This is a genomic window from Streptomyces sp. TRM70350, assembly GCF_019219825.1.
In the GTDB taxonomy this organism is placed as follows: Bacteria; Actinomycetota; Actinomycetes; order Streptomycetales; family Streptomycetaceae; genus Streptomyces.
The window spans coordinates 67,503-84,379 of the sequence record NZ_JAHUXH010000008.1 but is presented as its reverse complement, the minus strand read 5'-3'; the positions used below and the strand labels follow the sequence as shown (position 1 = coordinate 84,379).

At 71.5% G+C, this 16,877-nt stretch carries 16 protein-coding genes and 1 pseudogene; 10 read left to right on the top strand and 7 right to left on the bottom strand.

Annotation, left to right across the window (positions count from 1 at the left end):
- Nucleotide 1: 1 nt before the first annotated feature.
- Genes KWI83_RS15260 through KWI83_RS15245 form a run of 4 tightly spaced genes read right to left on the bottom strand, consistent with a single transcriptional unit; the run spans nt 2 to nt 3,517 of the window.
- Nucleotides 2-970, bottom strand: coding sequence for a complex I subunit 1 family protein (locus tag KWI83_RS15260; protein WP_218514912.1), 969 nt, complete (start codon nt 968-970; stop codon nt 2-4).
- Nucleotides 967-2,454, bottom strand: a complete 1,488-nt coding sequence (locus KWI83_RS15255) for an NADH-quinone oxidoreductase subunit C (protein ID WP_218514911.1) — start codon at nt 2,452-2,454, stop codon at nt 967-969. Before KWI83_RS15255 ends, KWI83_RS15260 begins: the two co-directional genes overlap by 4 nt.
- Nucleotides 2,451-3,119: an NADH-quinone oxidoreductase subunit B gene (locus KWI83_RS15250; protein ID WP_256362304.1), complete on the bottom strand. Its 669-nt coding sequence runs from the start codon at nt 3,117-3,119 to the stop codon at nt 2,451-2,453. Before KWI83_RS15250 ends, KWI83_RS15255 begins: the two co-directional genes overlap by 4 nt.
- Nucleotides 3,110-3,517 (bottom strand): NADH-quinone oxidoreductase subunit A, encoded by a 408-nt coding sequence (locus KWI83_RS15245; protein ID WP_141309576.1) that lies wholly within the window; start codon nt 3,515-3,517, stop codon nt 3,110-3,112. Before KWI83_RS15245 ends, KWI83_RS15250 begins: the two co-directional genes overlap by 10 nt.
- 318 nt (nt 3,518-3,835) lie before the next feature.
- Here KWI83_RS15245 and KWI83_RS15240 point away from each other — a divergent pair, with 318 nt between their 5' ends.
- The 5 genes from KWI83_RS15240 to KWI83_RS15220 all read left to right on the top strand — a co-directional run bounded on the left by KWI83_RS15240 (nt 3,836) and on the right by KWI83_RS15220 (nt 10,626).
- Nucleotides 3,836-5,026, top strand: coding sequence for a sensor histidine kinase (locus tag KWI83_RS15240; protein WP_218514910.1), 1,191 nt, complete (start codon nt 3,836-3,838; stop codon nt 5,024-5,026).
- Between the two features lie 154 nt (nt 5,027-5,180).
- Nucleotides 5,181-6,545, top strand: a complete 1,365-nt coding sequence (locus KWI83_RS15235) for a sensor histidine kinase (RefSeq protein ID WP_218514909.1) — start codon at nt 5,181-5,183, stop codon at nt 6,543-6,545.
- A gap of 282 nt (nt 6,546-6,827) precedes the next feature.
- Complete coding sequence (locus KWI83_RS15230) at nt 6,828-7,487, top strand: response regulator transcription factor (protein WP_308122069.1); 660 nt, start codon at nt 6,828-6,830, stop codon at nt 7,485-7,487.
- Nucleotides 7,488-7,646: 159 nt separating this feature from the next.
- A complete protein-coding gene (locus KWI83_RS15225; protein ID WP_218514907.1) occupies nt 7,647-9,575 on the top strand; it encodes a 2-oxoacid:acceptor oxidoreductase subunit alpha in 1,929 nt (642 codons plus the stop codon).
- A complete protein-coding gene (locus tag KWI83_RS15220; RefSeq protein ID WP_218514906.1) occupies nt 9,568-10,626 on the top strand; it encodes a 2-oxoacid:ferredoxin oxidoreductase subunit beta in 1,059 nt (352 codons plus the stop codon). The genes KWI83_RS15225 and KWI83_RS15220 overlap by 8 nt, the downstream gene beginning before the upstream one ends.
- A 31-nt stretch (nt 10,627-10,657) precedes the next feature.
- On the opposite strand, the gene KWI83_RS15215 is transcribed toward KWI83_RS15220, so the two are convergent.
- Complete coding sequence (locus KWI83_RS15215) at nt 10,658-11,038, bottom strand: helix-turn-helix domain-containing protein (protein ID WP_218514905.1); 381 nt, start codon at nt 11,036-11,038, stop codon at nt 10,658-10,660.
- 99 nt (nt 11,039-11,137) lie between these two features.
- Between KWI83_RS15215 and KWI83_RS15210 the strand changes: the two genes are divergently transcribed.
- Both KWI83_RS15210 and rarD read left to right on the top strand, forming a co-directional pair.
- The gene (locus KWI83_RS15210) at nt 11,138-11,992 is read left to right on the top strand and encodes an SDR family oxidoreductase (RefSeq protein WP_218514904.1); all 855 of its coding nucleotides are present in this window, start codon (nt 11,138-11,140) and stop codon (nt 11,990-11,992) included.
- Nucleotides 11,993-12,165: 173 nt separating this feature from the next.
- The gene (rarD, locus tag KWI83_RS15205) at nt 12,166-13,119 is read left to right on the top strand and encodes an EamA family transporter RarD (protein WP_218515058.1); all 954 of its coding nucleotides are present in this window, start codon (nt 12,166-12,168) and stop codon (nt 13,117-13,119) included.
- A 234-nt stretch (nt 13,120-13,353) separates the two neighbouring features.
- Here rarD and KWI83_RS38555 read toward each other — a convergent pair whose 3' ends face one another.
- Complete coding sequence (locus tag KWI83_RS38555) at nt 13,354-13,932, bottom strand: hypothetical protein (RefSeq protein ID WP_308122060.1); 579 nt, start codon at nt 13,930-13,932, stop codon at nt 13,354-13,356.
- 39 nt (nt 13,933-13,971) lie between these two features.
- Here KWI83_RS38555 and KWI83_RS15195 point away from each other — a divergent pair.
- Nucleotides 13,972-14,259, top strand: a pseudogene (locus KWI83_RS15195) (VOC family protein); the annotation flags it as partial.
- A 43-nt stretch (nt 14,260-14,302) separates the two neighbouring features.
- On the opposite strand, the gene KWI83_RS15190 reads toward KWI83_RS15195, so the two are convergent.
- Complete coding sequence (locus tag KWI83_RS15190; protein ID WP_218514902.1) at nt 14,303-15,478, bottom strand: tetratricopeptide repeat protein; 1,176 nt, start codon at nt 15,476-15,478, stop codon at nt 14,303-14,305.
- Nucleotides 15,479-15,671: 193 nt separating this feature from the next.
- Here KWI83_RS15190 and KWI83_RS15185 point away from each other — a divergent pair, with 193 nt between their 5' ends.
- Nucleotides 15,672-16,175, top strand: a complete 504-nt coding sequence (locus KWI83_RS15185; RefSeq protein WP_218514901.1) for a DUF6668 family protein — start codon at nt 15,672-15,674, stop codon at nt 16,173-16,175.
- Between the two features lie 117 nt (nt 16,176-16,292).
- Nucleotides 16,293-16,877, top strand: coding sequence for a flavodoxin family protein (locus tag KWI83_RS15180; protein WP_218514900.1), 585 nt, complete (start codon nt 16,293-16,295; stop codon nt 16,875-16,877).

The window sequence follows — 16,877 nt, the reverse complement described above, 5'->3', positions numbered from 1 at the left end:
GCTACTGGATCACCACCTTGACGATGCCGGTGAGGGCGATCTGGGCGAGGGAGAGGGGGACGAGCAGGGTCCAGGAGAGCTTCTGGAGCTGGTCCTCGCGGAGCCGGGGGTAGGTGACGCGCAACCAGATCACGATGAAGGCGAGCACGGCCGCCTTCAGCAGGGTCCAGACCCAGCCGAGGCCGTCGGCACCCCAGGGGCCGTGCCAGCCGCCCAGGAAGAGGACGGTGGTCAGACCGCACAGGACGACGATCCCGGCGTACTCGGCGAGGAGGAACAGGGCGAAACGCAGGCCGGTGTACTCGGTGTACGCGCCGAAGATGATCTCCGAATCGGCGACGGGCATGTCGAACGGCGGGCGCTGGAGCTCGGCCAGCCCCGCGACGAAGAACACGATCGCGCCGACGATCTGCCAGGGCAGCCACCACCACTCGAAGGCGTCGAGGATGCCGGGCAGGGAGACCGTGCCGGCCGCCATGGCGACGGAGGCGGCGGTGAGGAGCATCGGGAGTTCGTAGGCGAGCAGCTGGGCGGCGGTGCGCAGGCCGCCGAGGAGGGAGAACTTGTTGGCGCTGGCCCAGCCGGCCATGAGCGAGCCGAGGACGCCGACGCCCATGACGGCGAGTACGAAGAAGATGCCCGCGTCGATCACCACACCCACCGCGCCCTCACCGGGGCCGACGGGGATGGCGAGCAGGACCAGCAGATACGGGAGGAGGGCTATGGCAGGGGCGAGCTGGAAGATACGGCGGTCCGCGCCCGCCGGTACGACGTCCTCCTTCTGCGCGAACTTCACGCCGTCGGCGACGAGCTGGGCCCAGCCGTGGAAGCCACCGGCGTACATGGGGCCGAGGCGGCCCTGCATATGGGCCATCACCTTGTGCTCGGTCTGACCGATGATCAAGGGGAAGGTGAGGAAGACGCCGAAGACGATCAGGAGTCGCAGGGCGACGTCGAGCACGTCGTTCACTGTCGGCCTCCTGAGGGGTCTTCGGGGCTGGGGGGTGTTGGTTCGCCGGGTGCCGAGTCCTTGGGGGCGGGGGGCTCCAGCGGGGTCTGGGGCGCCCGGGAGTCGCGCTCCGGCTCGGCTTCCGGGCTCGGATCCGGCTCCGGCTCCGCGCGCTCGGGCGCAGGCCGCTGCGGCGGCTCAGCCTCGCTCGCCTTGGCTTCCGTCCGGGCCTCCGTCTCCGTCGCTCCCTCGGCTTCCGGCCCAGCGCCCTTGGCCTCCGGCACCTCCGTGGTTTTGCCCTCCGGCACCTTCGCGTCTTTGCCGTCCGGCACCTCCGCGCCCTCCGGCACCTCCGCGCCCTCCGGTCCCTCCGCGCCCCTGTCCTCCGGCCCCTCCGCATCCTCGGTCTCCTGCGCCTGCGCGTCCTTGGCCTCGGGCTCGTCGAAGGCCGGGCGGGCGTGGTGCCACGGAGCGTCGGGGCTGCGCGGGGTGGTCGGGCGGGTCGGGCGGGTCGGCTTCTCCGCCGCCGGTGCCTGGGCGCGCTGCGAGGCGGAACCTTCGGATGCGCTGCGGGCACGGCGGGGGCCCGCAGGGGCCGCCGTACCGGAAGGTCCAGGTCCTGCCTGCTCGGCGGCAGCCTCCGTACCCTCCGGGCGCTGGGAGGCGGACCCCTCACTCACACCCCGCCCACGACGAGGAGCCACCGAAGCAGCCCCACCCTCCGAGGAACCCTCCCCACGCTGCGACACCGACCCCTCGCTCACGCTCCGGGCTCGGCGTGGGCCGGTCGGTGGTGGGGTCTCCGTGGGTGTGCCGGCGGCGGTCGGCGGCGGCTGGCTTGCGGAGCCCTCCGCCGCGGTGCGGGTGCGGCGTACGGGGCGGTCGCCCGCAGGGCGGGCCGTGCCCCGGGCCGGGCGGGTCGGGGCCGGGGGGAGTTGGCCCTTGAGGGGGCCCCACTCGTTCGGGTCGGGGACGCCCGGCGGGAGCATCTGGCGGCGCTTGGGGCCGCCGTGTTCGGACTCGCCGGGCTCCTTCGCGCCGGGCCAGGCCTTGGCGACGCGGGCGGCGAGGACGAAGTCCTTGCGAAGGGGGTGGCCTTCGAAGGTGTCCGGCAGGAGGAGGTGGTCCAGGGCGGGGTGGCCCTCGAAGGTGACGCCGAACATCTCGTGGGTCTCGCGTTCGTGCCAGGCCGCGCCCGCGTAGACCTCGACCGCGGAGGCGAGGACGGGGGCCTCGTGCGGGACCGTGGTGCGCAGCAGCAGGCGGCGTACGGGGGCGAGGGCGACCAGGTGCGCCGAGACGCGGAAGCCGGTGCCCGGTTCGTCGACCGCGCTCAGCCAGTCGAAGTAGGTGCAGCCGAGCTCGTCGCGGGCGGTGCGCAGGGCGGCGGTCCAGGACGTGGGCGGTACGTCCACGGTCAGGAGCGCGTACGACTCCTCGGCCGTGGCCTCCGTACCGAAGAGGTCCTCGGCGGGGGCGGGAAGCCAGCCGACTGTGCCGTTCATCGGGCCTCCCCCGCGCCGGTGCCGCCGGTGCCGCCGGTGGCGGGCGGTTGGACCAGGCCGCTCTGCAGGGCCGCCGCCGACGGACGTGCGGAACCGTACCGCTCCCCCAGCGACTCGCGGGCGATCTTCTCCTGGAGCTTGAGGATGCCCTGGAGCAGCGCCTCGGGGCGGGGCGGGCAGCCGGGGACGTAGACGTCGACGGGGATGACCTGGTCGACGCCCTTGGTGACGGAGTACGAGTCCCAGTACGGGCCGCCGCAGTTCGAGCAGGCGCCGAAGGAGATGACGTACTTCGGCTCGGGCATCTGTTCGTACAGGCGCTTGATGGCGGGCGCCATCTTGTCCGTGACGGTGCCGGACACGACCATCAGGTCGGCCTGGCGGGGGCCCGGCGCGAACGGGATGACGCCGAGGCGGATGAAGTCGTGGCGGGCCATCGAGGCGGCGATGAACTCGATGGCGCAGCAGGCGAGGCCGAAGTTGAAGACCCAGAGCGAGTAGCGGCGGCCCCAGTTCAGGACGACCTTCATCGGCTCGGGGGCGAGGCGCGCGAGGGCGCCGAGGCGCTTCGGCTCCGGCAGCGGGACGGGCTCCGCACCCGGTACGGGCTGTGCGGCACCCGTGGAAGGAGTCACCGAGGGGGTCGCTTCTGGCGTCACGTCCATGCCAGGACACCCTTCTTGTACGCGTAGAGCAGGCCCACGGCCAGGAAGCCGAGGAAGATGAACATCTCCACCAGGGTCGTCGCTCCGTAACCAGGGGCGGCGAAGACGGTGGCCCACGGGAAGAGGAAGATCGAGTCGATCGCGAAGATCACATAGAGGAAGGCGTAGACGTAGTAGCGGACCTGGGTGTGGGCCCAGCCCTCGCCGACGGGGTCGACGCCGCACTCGTAGGTCAGGAGCTTCTCTGGGGTGGGCGCGACGGGGCGCAGCAGCCGACCCGCGCCGAAGGCGATGGCGACGAACAGCACGCCGATGGCGGCGAGCAGTCCGACGACCGAATAGGACTGGAAGTAGTCCGCCGCGACGACGGCGGTCGGTTCGACGGTCGATTCCCGCACGTCCGTCCCTCGCTCCCCTGACCTCGACCCTACGACTCTTCGACTCTTCGACATGACGTTTCGACCGGCCCGGCGGTCCCGCGATGCCCTGCCGATGTCGCGATGCCCCGCCGATGCCGCGATGCCCTGCCGGTCTCGCGAACTTGCCGATCGTGGACGCCGCTGTTCGACGACCTGTACGCAACGTGAGTCTAGGGCCTGTTAAAGGGACGGTAAGCAGCCCATCGGGCCCTGAGAGGCAAGGGTGGGGTTTTCCTCAGGAGAACGTGGCGGTGCACCTCATGGCGTGGGCGCTTGCCGCCGGGCACGCTGGCCCATGTGACCAAGAAACTCCCGCCCGCGAGCGCGGCGGCGACCGACCCGAACCCGGACCGCCTGCCGCCGCCCCGCCTCGCCTACGACGCGCACACCTGGAAGGAGATCGCCCATCTCCTGGCGAACCTGCCGATGGCCCTGCTGGGCTTCGTCTACGTCGTCACGGTGCTGTCCACCAGCGCCTTCCTCACCGTCACGGTGATCGGCTTCCCGCTGCTCGCGGCCGGTCTGCTGGGCGCCCGGCAGCTGGGCAGGCTGGAGCGGGCGCGGGCCAGGACGCTGCTCGGGGTGCGCGTGGACGAGCCGAGCCGACTGCCCGTGCGGAGCGCGGGCGGCTTCCTCCCGCGACTGTGGATGGCGCTGAAGGACCCGGTGGGCTGGCGGACCGTCCTGTACGACTTCATACGGCTGCCGTGGGGCATCCTCACCTTCACCCTCACATTGACCTCGCTGTTCGTGCTGTGGCCGGTGCTGCCGTTCATCGCGCGCGGGCTGGCCAACGCGGACCGGGCGATGGTGCGCGGGCTGCTGTCGCCCTCCGACGAGCTGGAGCGGCGGATCGCCGAACTGGAGTCCGACCGAGGGGTCGTCGTCGACACGGCCGCCGCGGATCTACGACGGATCGAGCGCGACCTGCACGACGGGGCACAGGCCCGCCTGGTCAACCTGGCCATGGGCCTCGGCCTGGCCAAGGAGAAGCTGCTGGAGGATCCCGACCACGCGGCGGCGATGGTCGAGGAGGCGCACGGTGAGGTGAAGCTGGCGCTCCAGGAACTGCGGGACCTGGCGCGCGGCATCCACCCGGCGGTCCTCACCGACCGCGGCCTGGACGCCGCCCTCTCCGCGGTCGCCTCACGCTGCACGGTGCCGGTGCAGGTGACCGTCGACCTGGAGTACAGGCCGGCCGCGGCCATCGAGGGCATCGCCTACTTCACCGTCTCCGAGCTGCTGCAGAACGTCAGCAAGCACAGCGGCGCGAAGGCCGCGTCCGTCGACGTCTGGCGCACCGAGGAACGCCTCCTCATACAGGTCGCCGACGACGGCCGGGGCGGCGCCCACCTCGACGGCGGCACGGGAATGCGCGGCCTGGCGGAACGCCTCGACGCCGTTGACGGCCTGTTCGTCATCGACTCCCCCCAGGGCGGCCCGACGGTCATCACCGCGGAACTGCCGTGGCGGGACCGACAGCGCTGAGGGGGTGGGGGAAACCCCCCGTTCAAGAGGCCGACGGCCTCCATGGTCCGCGGCCCTCGCGCAGAGCAGGGTGGGAGCCGCGACGAAGCGTCCGCCGGACACGCACGGAGCAACGAGCAAGCACAGCAGACTGAGGAGAACGGGGACCAAGCCAATGGCCACGGAGTACGGGCACGGCTACGGACGCCGGAGCGGGCCGTCCGACCGGGGTGCGGAAGGGAACGTCCGGCGGCGGTTCCGGCTGCCCGCCGGGCTGCGGGCGCCGTTCGAGGGCCGCACCTGGCGGGAACTCGCCTACGTGCTACTCAGCCTGCCGATCGGCGTGCTGATGTTCACGTACGCCGTGACGATGCTCGCGCTCGGCGCGGGCCTGCTGGTGACGTTCCTCGGGATACCGGTACTGGCGGCGGGACTGGCCGGTTGCCGGGGCCTCGGCGCGCTGGAGCGGGCGCGGGCGCGGGGGCTGCTCGGGCTCGAGGTGGCCGACCCGGAGCCGCTGCGGGTGCGCAAGAGCGGTGTGATGGCGTGGATGGGCGCGGTCCTCAAGAGCGGCACGTCCTGGCGGCACCTGCTGTACGCGGTGCTGCACTTCCCGTGGGCCGTGTTCTCCTTCGTCGTCGCGGTGAACTTCTGCGCGTACGGCTGGGCGCTGCTGACGTACCCGGTGTGGTTCTGGCTCTTCCCGATGTACGGCGGACAGGACGGGCTGCAGCTGTACGGCGACGAGACGCACCAGATCTACCTCGACAACCCGTTCGAGATCACGGTGACGGCGCTGGTGGGGCTGCTGTTCACGCTGGCCACGCCGTGGATCGTGCGGGCCCTCACCCTGGTGGACCGGCTGCTGGTGCACGGGCTCCTCGGACCGTCGCGGCTGGCGACGCGGGTGGTGGAGCTGGAGTCGGACCGAGGGGTCGTGGTCGACACGGCCGCCGCGGATCTGCGCCGCATCGAGCGCGACCTGCATGACGGGGCGCAGGCCCGCCTGGTGGCGCTGGCGATGGATCTGGGGCTGGCGAAGGAGAAGCTGGCCGAGGATCCGCGGGCGGCGGCACGGATGGTGGACGAGGCGCACGGCGAGGTGAAGACGGCGCTGCAGGAACTGCGGGACCTGGCACGCGGCATCCACCCGGCGGTCCTCACCGACCGCGGCCTGGACGCCGCCCTCTCCGCGGTCGCCTCACGCTGCACGGTGCCGGTGCAGGTGGACGTGGACCTGGCGTCGCGGCCGGCGCCCGCGATCGAGGGCATCGCGTACTTCACGGTCTCCGAGCTCCTCCAGAACATCAGCAAGCACGCGCGGGCGACCTCGGCCGCGGTGGACGTCTGGCGGTCGGAGGACCGGCTGATGTTGCAGGTCATGGACAACGGCGTGGGCGGGGCCGAGGCAGGCGCGAGCGGGAGCTCCGGTCTGGCCGGGCTCGCGGAGAGGCTGAACGCGGTGGACGGCATTTTGGTGATCGACTCACCGGCGGGCGGCCCCACCCGCATCACGGCGGAACTGCCCTGGCGCGGGTAAACCACCCAGCACACCCCTCCACCCACCTCAAAGCCCCCCCACCCACCTCAAAGCCCCCCCACGCACCCCTCCACCCCACCCTGCCCTCTCCCACCCAGCCCCCGACGGCACCCCCTCTCCCCACCGAAGGCCCCAACCGCACCCCCTCTCCCCACCGAAGGCCCCAACCCACCCCACCGAAGCCCCAACCCAACCCACCCCACCCCACCCCAAAACCTGAAATGCTTGACGGGTCATCGGGGCGGATTCGAACAACGGGGGCCAAGGATCGTGGAGGACAGGGTGCGCGTGGTCATCGCCGAGGACTCCGTGCTGCTCAGGGAGGGCCTGACAAGGCTCCTCACCGACCGCGGGCACGACGTCGTCGCCGGGGTGGGCGACGCGGAGGCGTTGATCAAGACCGTCACGGAGCTGGATGCCGAGGGCAGCATGCCGGACGTCGTGGTCGCCGACGTGCGCATGCCGCCGACGCACACGGACGAAGGCGTCAGGGCGGCGGTGCGGCTGCGGAAGACCCATCCGGGGCTCGGCGTGCTGGTGCTGTCACAGTACGTGGAGGAGCGCTACGCCACGGAACTGCTGGCCGGTTCCAGCCGCGGGGTCGGGTATCTGCTGAAGGACCGCGTGGCAGAGGTGCGGGAGTTCGTGGACGCGGTGGTGCGGGTGGCCCAGGGGGGTACGGCCCTCGACCCGGAGGTCGTGGCGCAGCTGCTCGGCCGCAGCCGTAAGCAGGACGTGCTCGCGGGGCTCACGCCGAGGGAGCGGGAGGTTCTGGGGCTGATGGCCGAGGGACGGACCAATTCGGCCATCGCCAGGCAACTGGTGGTGAGCGACGGCGCGGTCGAGAAGCATGTCAGCAATATCTTCCTCAAGCTGGGCCTGTCCCCGAGCGAGGGGGATCACCGCCGGGTCCTCGCCGTCCTGACGTACCTGAATTCCTGAGACCGCCCGGCGCATCCGAACGGGATGCGGTGAGCGTCTCAGGCAGGTAGCCATCATGCGAATGGCCGAGGGAAGGCGAGCCGCACAGACGTAGGGTTGATCCTGGGAGGACCCTGTGGGGTCGGTCCCCGACAGCCGCCTCGAAGGAGGACCAGTTCAGTGACGAGCCAGGTCAGTAGCCCAGCGGAGCAGGCCGACGGAGCCGTCGTGGGAGAGCAGCGCAAAGCGGCCGACGTCAAGGACGTCCGCCGTCTCGACCGAGTGATCATCAGGTTCGCGGGGGACTCGGGTGACGGTATGCAGCTCACCGGGGACCGGTTCACCTCGGAGACCGCGTCGTTCGGCAACGACCTGTCGACGTTGCCGAACTTCCCGGCCGAGATCCGTGCCCCTGCCGGGACGCTGCCGGGCGTCTCGTCGTTCCAGCTGCACTTCGCCGACCACGACATCCTCACCCCGGGCGACGCGCCCAACGTCCTCGTCGCCATGAACCCGGCGGCGTTGAAGGCGAACATCGGTGATCTGCCGCGGGGTGCGGAGATCATCGTCAACACCGACGAGTTCACCAGACGGGCGATGCAGAAGGTCGGCTATGAGACGAACCCGTTGGAGGACGGTTCGCTCGACGGCTACCAGCTGCACCCGGTGCCGCTCACCACGCTCACGGTGGAGGCGCTGAAGGACTTCCACCTCACGCGCAAGGAGGCCGAGCGCAGCAAGAACATGTTCGCGCTGGGCCTGCTGTCGTGGATGTACCACCGGCCGACGGAGGGCACGGAGAAGTTCCTGAAGTCGAAGTTCGCGAAGAAGCCGGACATCGCGGCGGCGAACATCGCCGCGTTCCGGGCGGGCTGGAACTTCGGCGAGACGACGGAGGACTTCGCCGTCTCCTACGAGGTCGCCCCGGCGGCGAAGGCCTTCCCGGTCGGCACCTACCGGAACATCTCCGGGAACCTCGCCCTGGCCTACGGCCTGATCGCCGCGAGCAAGCAGGCCGACCTGCCGTTGTTCCTGGGCTCGTACCCGATCACCCCGGCCTCGGACATCCTGCACGAGCTGAGCAAGCACAAGAACTTCGGGGTGCGCACCTTCCAGGCCGAGGACGAGATCGCGGGCATCGGCGCGGCGCTGGGCGCGGCCTTCGGCGGTTCACTCGCCGTGACCACCACCTCCGGCCCGGGCGTGGCGCTCAAGAGCGAGACCATCGGGCTGGCCGTGTCGCTGGAGCTGCCCCTGCTCATCGTCGACATCCAGCGCGGCGGGCCCTCCACCGGCCTGCCGACCAAGACCGAGCAGGCCGACCTGCTCCAGGCGATGTTCGGCCGCAACGGCGAGGCGCCCGTCCCGGTCGTCGCGCCCCGCACGCCCGCCGACTGCTTCGACGCCGCCCTCGAAGCCGCCCGGATCGCGCTGACCTACCGGACGCCCGTCTTCCTGCTCTCCGACGGCTACCTCGCCAACGGCTCCGAGCCGTGGCGGATCCCGGAGCTGGACGAACTGCCGGACCTGACCGTGCAGTTCGCGCAGGGCCCGAACCACACCCTGGACGACGGCACCGAGACCTTCTGGCCGTACAAACGCGACCCGCAGACCCTCGCCCGCCCCTGGGCGATCCCGGGCACGCCGGGCCTCGAGCACCGCATCGGCGGCATCGAGAAGCAGGACGGCACGGGCAACATCTCCTACGACCCCGCCAACCACGACCTGATGGTCCGCACCCGCCAGGCCAAGGTCGACGGCATCGACGTCCCGGACATCGAGGTCGACGACCCGGCCGACGCGAAGCTGCTGGTGCTGGGCTGGGGATCGACGTACGGGCCGATCACCGCGGCCGTCCGCCGCCTCCGCAAGGACGGCGGCCGGATCGCCCAGGCCCACCTGCGCCACGTCAATCCGTTCCCGCGGAATCTCGGCGCGGTGCTCGCACGTTACGACAAGGTGGTGATCCCCGAGATGAACCTCGGTCAGCTCGCCACGCTGATCCGGGCGAAGTACCTGGTGGACGCCCACTCGTACAACCAGGTCAACGGCATGCCGTTCAAGGCCGAGCAGCTGGCCACGGCGCTGAAGGAGGCCATCGATGACTGACGCCGACACGCTGCTCCAGCTCGTCCCCAAGGCCGAGGCCAAGCAGTCCATGAGGGACTTCAAGTCCGACCAGGAAGTGCGCTGGTGCCCCGGCTGCGGTGACTACGCGATCCTGGCGGCCGTCCAGGGCTTCATGCCCGAACTGGGCCTGGCGAAGGAGAACATCGTCTTCGTCTCCGGCATCGGCTGCTCCTCCCGCTTCCCGTACTACATGAACACCTACGGGATGCACTCCATCCACGGCCGCGCCCCCGCCATCGCCACCGGCCTGGCCGCCTCCCGCCGCGACCTGAGCGTGTGGGTCGTCACCGGCGACGGCGACGCGCTGTCCATCGGCGGCAACCACCTCATCCACGCCCTGCGCCGCAACGTCAACCTCAAGATCCTGCTGTTCAACAACCGCATCTACGGCCTGACCAAGGGCCAGTACTCCCCCACCTCCGAGGTCGGCAAGATCACCAAGTCGACCCCGATGGGCTCGCTCGACGCCCCGTTCAACCCGGTGTCCCTGGCCCTGGGCGCGGAGGCCTCGTTCGTCGCGCGGACCATCGACTCCGACCGCAAGCACCTCACGCAGGTCCTGCGGGCGGCGTCCGCCCACCCCGGCACCGCCCTGATCGAGATCTACCAGAACTGCAACATCTTCAACGACGGCGCCTTCGACGCCCTGAAGGACAAGCAGCAGTCCCAGGAGGCGGTGATCCGACTGGAGCACGGGCAGCCGATCCGCTTCGGGCCGGACAACACGCGCGGGGTGGTCCGGGATCCGCAGACCGGCGACCTCGAGGTCGTCACGGTCACGCCGGAGAACGAGCAGCAGGTGCTCGTCCACGACGCCCGCGCCGACTCCCCGACCACCGCCTTCGCGCTCAGCAGGCTCGCCGACCCCGACACCCTGCACCACACCCCGATCGGCGTCTTCCGCTCCGTCGACCGCCCCGTCTACGACACCCAGATGGCCGACCAGCTCGACACCGCCATCGAACAGAACGGCAAGGGCGACCTCGCCGCCCTGCTCGCGGGCGGCGACACCTGGACCGTCGTCGGCTGAGCAACAGCCGTGGCAGGCCACCGGCCCGGGCTCAGGCCCGGGCCTCGTCGTATGCCTTGCGCGCCCGCTCCACGTCCCCCATCCGCCGCTCCGTCCACAGCGCCAGCGACCGCACCTGCTCCGCGGCCTCGCGGCCGAGGTCGGTGAGGGAGTAGTCGACGCGGGGCGGGATCACGGGCTTCGCGTCGCGGTGGACGAATCCGTCCCGTTCCAGGGTCTGCAGTGTCTGGGTGAGCATCTTCTCGCTGACCTGCCGGACCTCGCCGATCGCCCGGCGCAGCTCGCTGAAACGGTACGGCCGCTCCATGAGCCGGATCAGCACCAGTACGCCCCAGCGGCTGGTGACATGCTCCAGGACCAGCCGGTACGGGCACATCACTTCGCCCTCGGGCTTCCCTGTGCTTTCTGCCATGCGAGTACCTTACTTCAAAGTGGGTACTTTCGTTGAGTTAGTGCCCCTCTTAGGGTGAGTGTCAGGTCCTGACTTACGCATCCGCACGGAGGAGCCCCCATGAGCATCGTCGTCACCGGAGCCACCGGACACCTCGGCCGCCACGTCGTCGAGCAGCTGCTGGCGAAGGTCCCGGCCGACCAGATCACGGCCGTCGTCCGCAACGCCGAGAAGGCCGCCGACTTCGCGCAGCGCGGTGTGAAGATCGCGCTCGCCGACTACAACGTGCCCGCGACGTTCGACGCCCTGTTCTCCGCCGGTGACAAGGTGCTGCTGATCTCCGGCAACGAGTTCGACAAGGGCCGAGTGGCCCAGCACAAGGTCGTGATCGACGCCGCGAAGGCGGCCGGAGCCGCGCTCCTCGCCTACACCAGCGCCCCCGGCAGCCTCACGGCCGCGCTCGCCGACGACCACCGCGCCACCGAGGAGGCGATCCGGGCGTCGGGCCTGCCGCATGTGCTGCTGCGCAACGGCTGGTACCACGAGAACTACACCGAGAACCTCGGCCCGGTGCTGGAGCACCACGCGGTCGTCGCCGCCGCCGGTGAGGGCCGGGTGGCCTCCGCCTCGCGCGCCGACTACGCGGCCGCCGCCGTGGCGGTGCTGACCGGCGAGGGGCACGAGAACCGGACGTACGAGCTGAGCGGCGACGAGGCGTGGAGCTTCGCGGAGTACGCGGCCGAGCTCAGCCGCCAGACCGGCAGGGAGATCGCGTACAACCCGGTCTCCGTCGAGGCCTACCAGGGCATCCTGACCGGCGCCGGCCTGCCCGAGCCGCTCGCCGCGATCGTGGCCGGCGTGGACGCGTCCATCGAGAAGGGCGAGCTGGCCGTGCGCACCGGCGACCTCTCGCGCCTGGCCGGACGCCCGACCACCCCGCTCGCCGAGGCCGTCACCGCCGCACTCAAGGGCTGATCTCGCCCACTCGCCCAGCCCGTCATGACCGTATGGCGATACGGCCATGACAGGCAGGGGTGCTCGGCGCTACCTTCGTGCAGGCGGGCTGACGTACGAAGGAGGAGCCGGTGGCCGGGAAGCCGAGGGGCGAGAGCCACATAGGACTGCTGAACGGCTTCGCGGCCTACGGAATGTGGGGACTCGTCCCCCTTTTCTGGCCCCTGCTGAAGCCCGCCGGATCGGTCGAGATCCTCGCCCACCGGATGGTGTGGTCGCTGGTTTTCGTCGCCGTGGCGTTGCTCGTCGTACGGCGCTGGAGCTGGGCCGGCGAGCTGCTGCGGCAGCCGCGCCGCCTCGGGCTCATCACCGTCGCCGCGGCCGTCATCACCGTCAACTGGGGCGTCTACATCTGGGCCGTGAACAACGGACAGGTCGTCGAGGCCTCGCTCGGCTACTTCATCAACCCGCTGGTCACCATCGCGATCGGCGTGCTGCTGCTGAAGGAACGGCTGCGGCCCGTGCAGTGGGCGGCGGTCGGGACCGGCTTCGCGGCCGTGCTCGTGCTCACCGTCGGCTACGGCCGCCCGCCGTGGATCTCGCTCGTCCTCGCCTTCTCCTTCGCCACCTACGGCCTGGTGAAGAAGAAGGTCAACCTCAGCGGCCTGGAGTCGCTGACCGCCGAGACCGCGATCCAGTTCCTGCCCGCGCTCGGCTATCTGCTGTGGCTGACCGCCCAGGGCGAGTCGACCTTCCACACCGAGGGCCCGGGGCACGCGGCGCTGCTCGCCGCGACCGGCGTCGTGACCGCGCTTCCGCTGGTCTGCTTCGGCGCGGCCGCGATCCGTGTGCCCCTGTCGACGCTGGGGCTGCTGCAGTACCTGGCCCCCGTGTTCCAGTTCCTGCTGGGCGTGCTCTACTTCCGCGAGGCCATGCCGCCCGAGCGCTGGGCCGGGTTCGCGCTGGTCTGGCTGGCACTGACGCTGCTCACCTGGGACGCGCTGCGCACCGCGCGCCGGGCGGCCCGCGCGCTGAGGGCCGAGAGGACCGTGCCGGCCACCACCATCACGGCCGGCACGGTCAGCGCCGTACGGAACGCGGACAGCGTGGCCTCCGGGCCCGACCCGGTCGTCGACGCCAAGCCGTAGACGGCGGTCACCGCGGAGATCCCGATCGCCGAGCCGAACTGCGTCGCCGTGTTCAGCAGCCCGCTCGCCAGGCCCTGCTCCTCCTCCGCGACCCCGTCCGTCGCCGCGATCGTGAGCGGCCCGTACGCCAGCGCGAACCCCGTGCCCGCGAGGATCAGCGTCCGGAACATGGCGGCGTACGACCAGTCCATCCCGACCGGCAGGAACAGGGTGAGCGTCGGGGCGAGGACGGCGTCACCGCCCATGACGACCAGCGCGACCGCGGTCTGCAGCGACGACCAGCCGCGCAGCTCCTGCAAGTACAGCGTCACCACGAACTGGAACCCGAAGAAGGCCCCACGAAGAGCAGTGCCCCGAGATCGGCCCGCGCCACGGAGCCCTTGAGCAGGATCCCGAGCCGGACCAGCGGCGCGGCGGCCCGCCGTTCGACGGCGACGAAGGCGGCCCGAGCGCCACCGCGACGAGCCCGGCGACAGCGGTGAGCGGCCAGTCGTGCGGACCGTGTTCCAGCCGTACGACGGTGCAGGCGGCCAGCAGCATGGCGCCGGCGGCGGTGACCGCGCCGAGCAGGTCGAAGCCGCGCCATCGGGGGGTGAGGCGGGCGGCGAACGGGGGCAGGGCGGCGGCCGCCGCGTTGAGGTGGCGGGGCTGGAGCCGGCGGCCGTGCGCGCGGTCGGCGGTGAGCAGGAAGAGGGCGCCGCGCAGGGAGCGCGCCCGAGCGAGTTCGCCCTCGGTGGCGGTGAGGTCGAGTCCGGCCGCCAGCCGGCTGCGTTCGGCCCAGCTCACCAGGTCGGCGGGCGGACGCTCAGTCACGTCACGAATGTAACTGGTCACATGACTGAGAAGGCATCCTCACGCCCGGCCTTCCGGGACCTGGTCGCCGTACGGCATCCGGACGATCCGTACCAGGAGCAGAGCGGCACCGGGTTGGGGCGGCGGGTGCTGTTCCAGCGGGTACCGGAGCCCAAGACCGGCAAGAACCGCATCCACCTGGACCTGCACCCCGCCGAGGGGCGGCGGGCGAACGAGGTGGAGCGGTTGCGGGGACTGGGGGCTAGCGTGCTGCGGGAGGTGAAGGAGGCTGGTGGGGAGTGGGTGGTGATGGCCGACCCGGAGGGCAACGAGTTCTGCGTGCACTAGGGGACGAGGGCCTCCCGGCCCCCGGACGGACGCGGGGGGGCGCTCAGGCGCCGGACGCCCGGCCCGCCCGCTCGGCCAGGCGTCCCATGCGGGCGCGGGCCGATTCCAGTTCTTCGACGTCGTCGGCGGCCGGACCGGCCTCGGTGGCCAACTCGGTCCACAGGCCGATCAGTTCACGCCCCAGGTCCAGGCCGAGCGCGGGGTCGCGCACCGCCCGCCAGGCCGTGGCCGCGCTCTGCACGTTTCCGTAGGCGCCCTCCGCGTCCCGCGTACGGCGGTGAACGCGCGCCACGTCCAGGGAGAGGCGGAAGGCGCGGACCGGGTCGGCCGCCAAGTAGGCGACGTACGCGGTGAGTTCGAGCAGCCGGAGCAGTTCGGGGTGGTCCGGGGCGAGGGCGGCCGACGCCTCGGCCAAGGCCTGCTCGGCGAGGCCCGCGGCCGCGTCTATCCGCCCTGCCTTCACGGCTTCGCCGATACGGGCCGTGGGTTCGGCGAGGAGGGTGGCGGCGGGGCCCGGGAGATCCGCGGGCTCCAGGATGGCTTCGGCGACCGCGTCGAAGCCGCGGGGCGGGGTGGGCTTCGGGTCCGGCTCCGGGTCCGGCTCCGGGTCCGGCTCCACGTCTGGCGTGATGAGGGGCTCCGGGTGCGGCCTCGCGTCCATGACCGGCGGCGGCCCGAACTCGCCCAGCGGCTGCGGCTCCTGAATCGCCCGCAGCCGGAAGGTCGGCGTGGAGGTGCGCGCGGAGGCAGGCGCCGTGCGCAGCAACTGCGTCGCGTTGTCCTGGGTGGCCTGTGCGGGCTGTGCGGGCTGTGCGGGCTGTGCGGGATCCTGCGGCGGGCGCGGCGGAGCCGCTGCGGGCTCCTGCGGCGGGCGCGGCGGCGCGGGTACGGCTTCCCGCGCCGCACTCGTGCGCACGGGCTCCGCCGTGAAACAACTGGACCCGTCCGGGTGAACCCGAAGCGGTACGACGTACCCGATCCGTTCGTCGTGAACCGTGGCGAGGACGGGTCGACCGGTGGTGAGGGCGATGCGGTGCAGGTGGTTCAGGACCGTCTGCTGAAGTTCCTCGCCGGGCGCGGGGGCGACCGGAACACCGCCGATCGAGGCGCAGCCAGTGCCGCCTGTGCCCGGTCCGGCGCCCGGGACGTGGACGTCGATCACCGCACCCCCGGTCCGGTCCTGCTGTTCCCGCTTCTTCTCGCGGCCTGGTCGAGACATCGGTTCCCTCACTCGCCGGCGTCCACGTTCTCGGCGGACCCTACTGCCGAGTCTCACCGCTTCCGCACCTTGCACGCGTCACCGGGGCGTCACAGCCTCGTCCCAAGACCCGGCACGCCCGTCCCGGAGCACTCCGCCGTCACGCGAAGATCGATGGATGACGATCGCCGGCTGACGGCAGAGGGGAGCGGGCATGCGGACGGGCGCACGACAGGGACCGGAGATCTGGATCCGCGGACCGATGGCCGCGCCACCGGCACCGGAGCCCGCGCCCGCCTCCCTCGGCACGGTCCGGCGTTTCTCCTGGGTCGGCACCCACGGCGGGTCGGGAGTCTCCACGCTCGCCGCGGTGTACGGCGGTCACGACTGCGGCCGTGACTGGCCCGGCCCGGCCGATCCACCGTCGGTGCTGCTCGTCGCCCGCACGCACGCGACCGGGCTGGCCTCCGTCGTCCATGCCCTGGAGGTGTTCCGGCGTGGTGAGGCCCCGGCCGGGCTCGACCTGGACTCCGTCGTGCTGGTCGCGGACGCGCCAGGGCGGCTGCCACGCCCGCTCGCCCAGCACGTCAGGCTCGTCGAGTCGGTCGTCGACGTGTACCGGGTGCCGTGGGTGCCCGCATGGCGGCTGGGTGATCTGAGCGGGCGCCCGCCTCGCGAGACGGAGGCCCTGGCCCGGCTGACCACGGCGGTTCGCTGAACCACCACCGCACCGAGCAGGCCCCCCGGGGCACTGGACGGGATGCATGCGTGTGCATATACTGCAGGAGTAATTAACCAGCGCACGCGGCCCATATGGAACCTCCTGGGGGACACCATGACCCGACGCTTCCTGTTCGTGCTGGGCAGCAGCCGCAGCGACGGCAACACCGAACTGCTGGCCCGCCGGGCCGCCGAGCAGCTCCCCGCCCACGTCGAACAGCAGTGGATCGACCTCGCCACGCACCCCGTGCCCGACTTCGAGGACCTCCGGCACGACAGCGATCATGTCCGTCCCACGCAGGGCAATGTCGCGCTGCTGCTCGACGCCACGCTCGCCGCGACGGACATCGTGATCGCCTCCCCGCTCTACTGGTACTCGGTGTCCGCCCACGTCAAGCGCTACCTCGACTACTGGTCCGGCTGGCTGCGCACCCCCGGCCTCGACTTCAAGGCGACGCTGAAGGGCCGCACACTCTGGGGCGTCACCGCGCTCGCGCACGAGGAGACCGAGGTCGCCGACCCGCTGATCGGCACCCTCAACAATTCGGCCGCCTACATGGGGATGCGCTTCGGCGGAGTCCTGCTCGGCAACGGCAGCAAGCCCGGCGACGTACTGAAGGACACCGAGGCCCTCGCCCGCGCGAAGACGTTCTTCGCGCGGGAGGCACCGCTCGCCCGTTTCCCGTACGAGGCCCAGTAG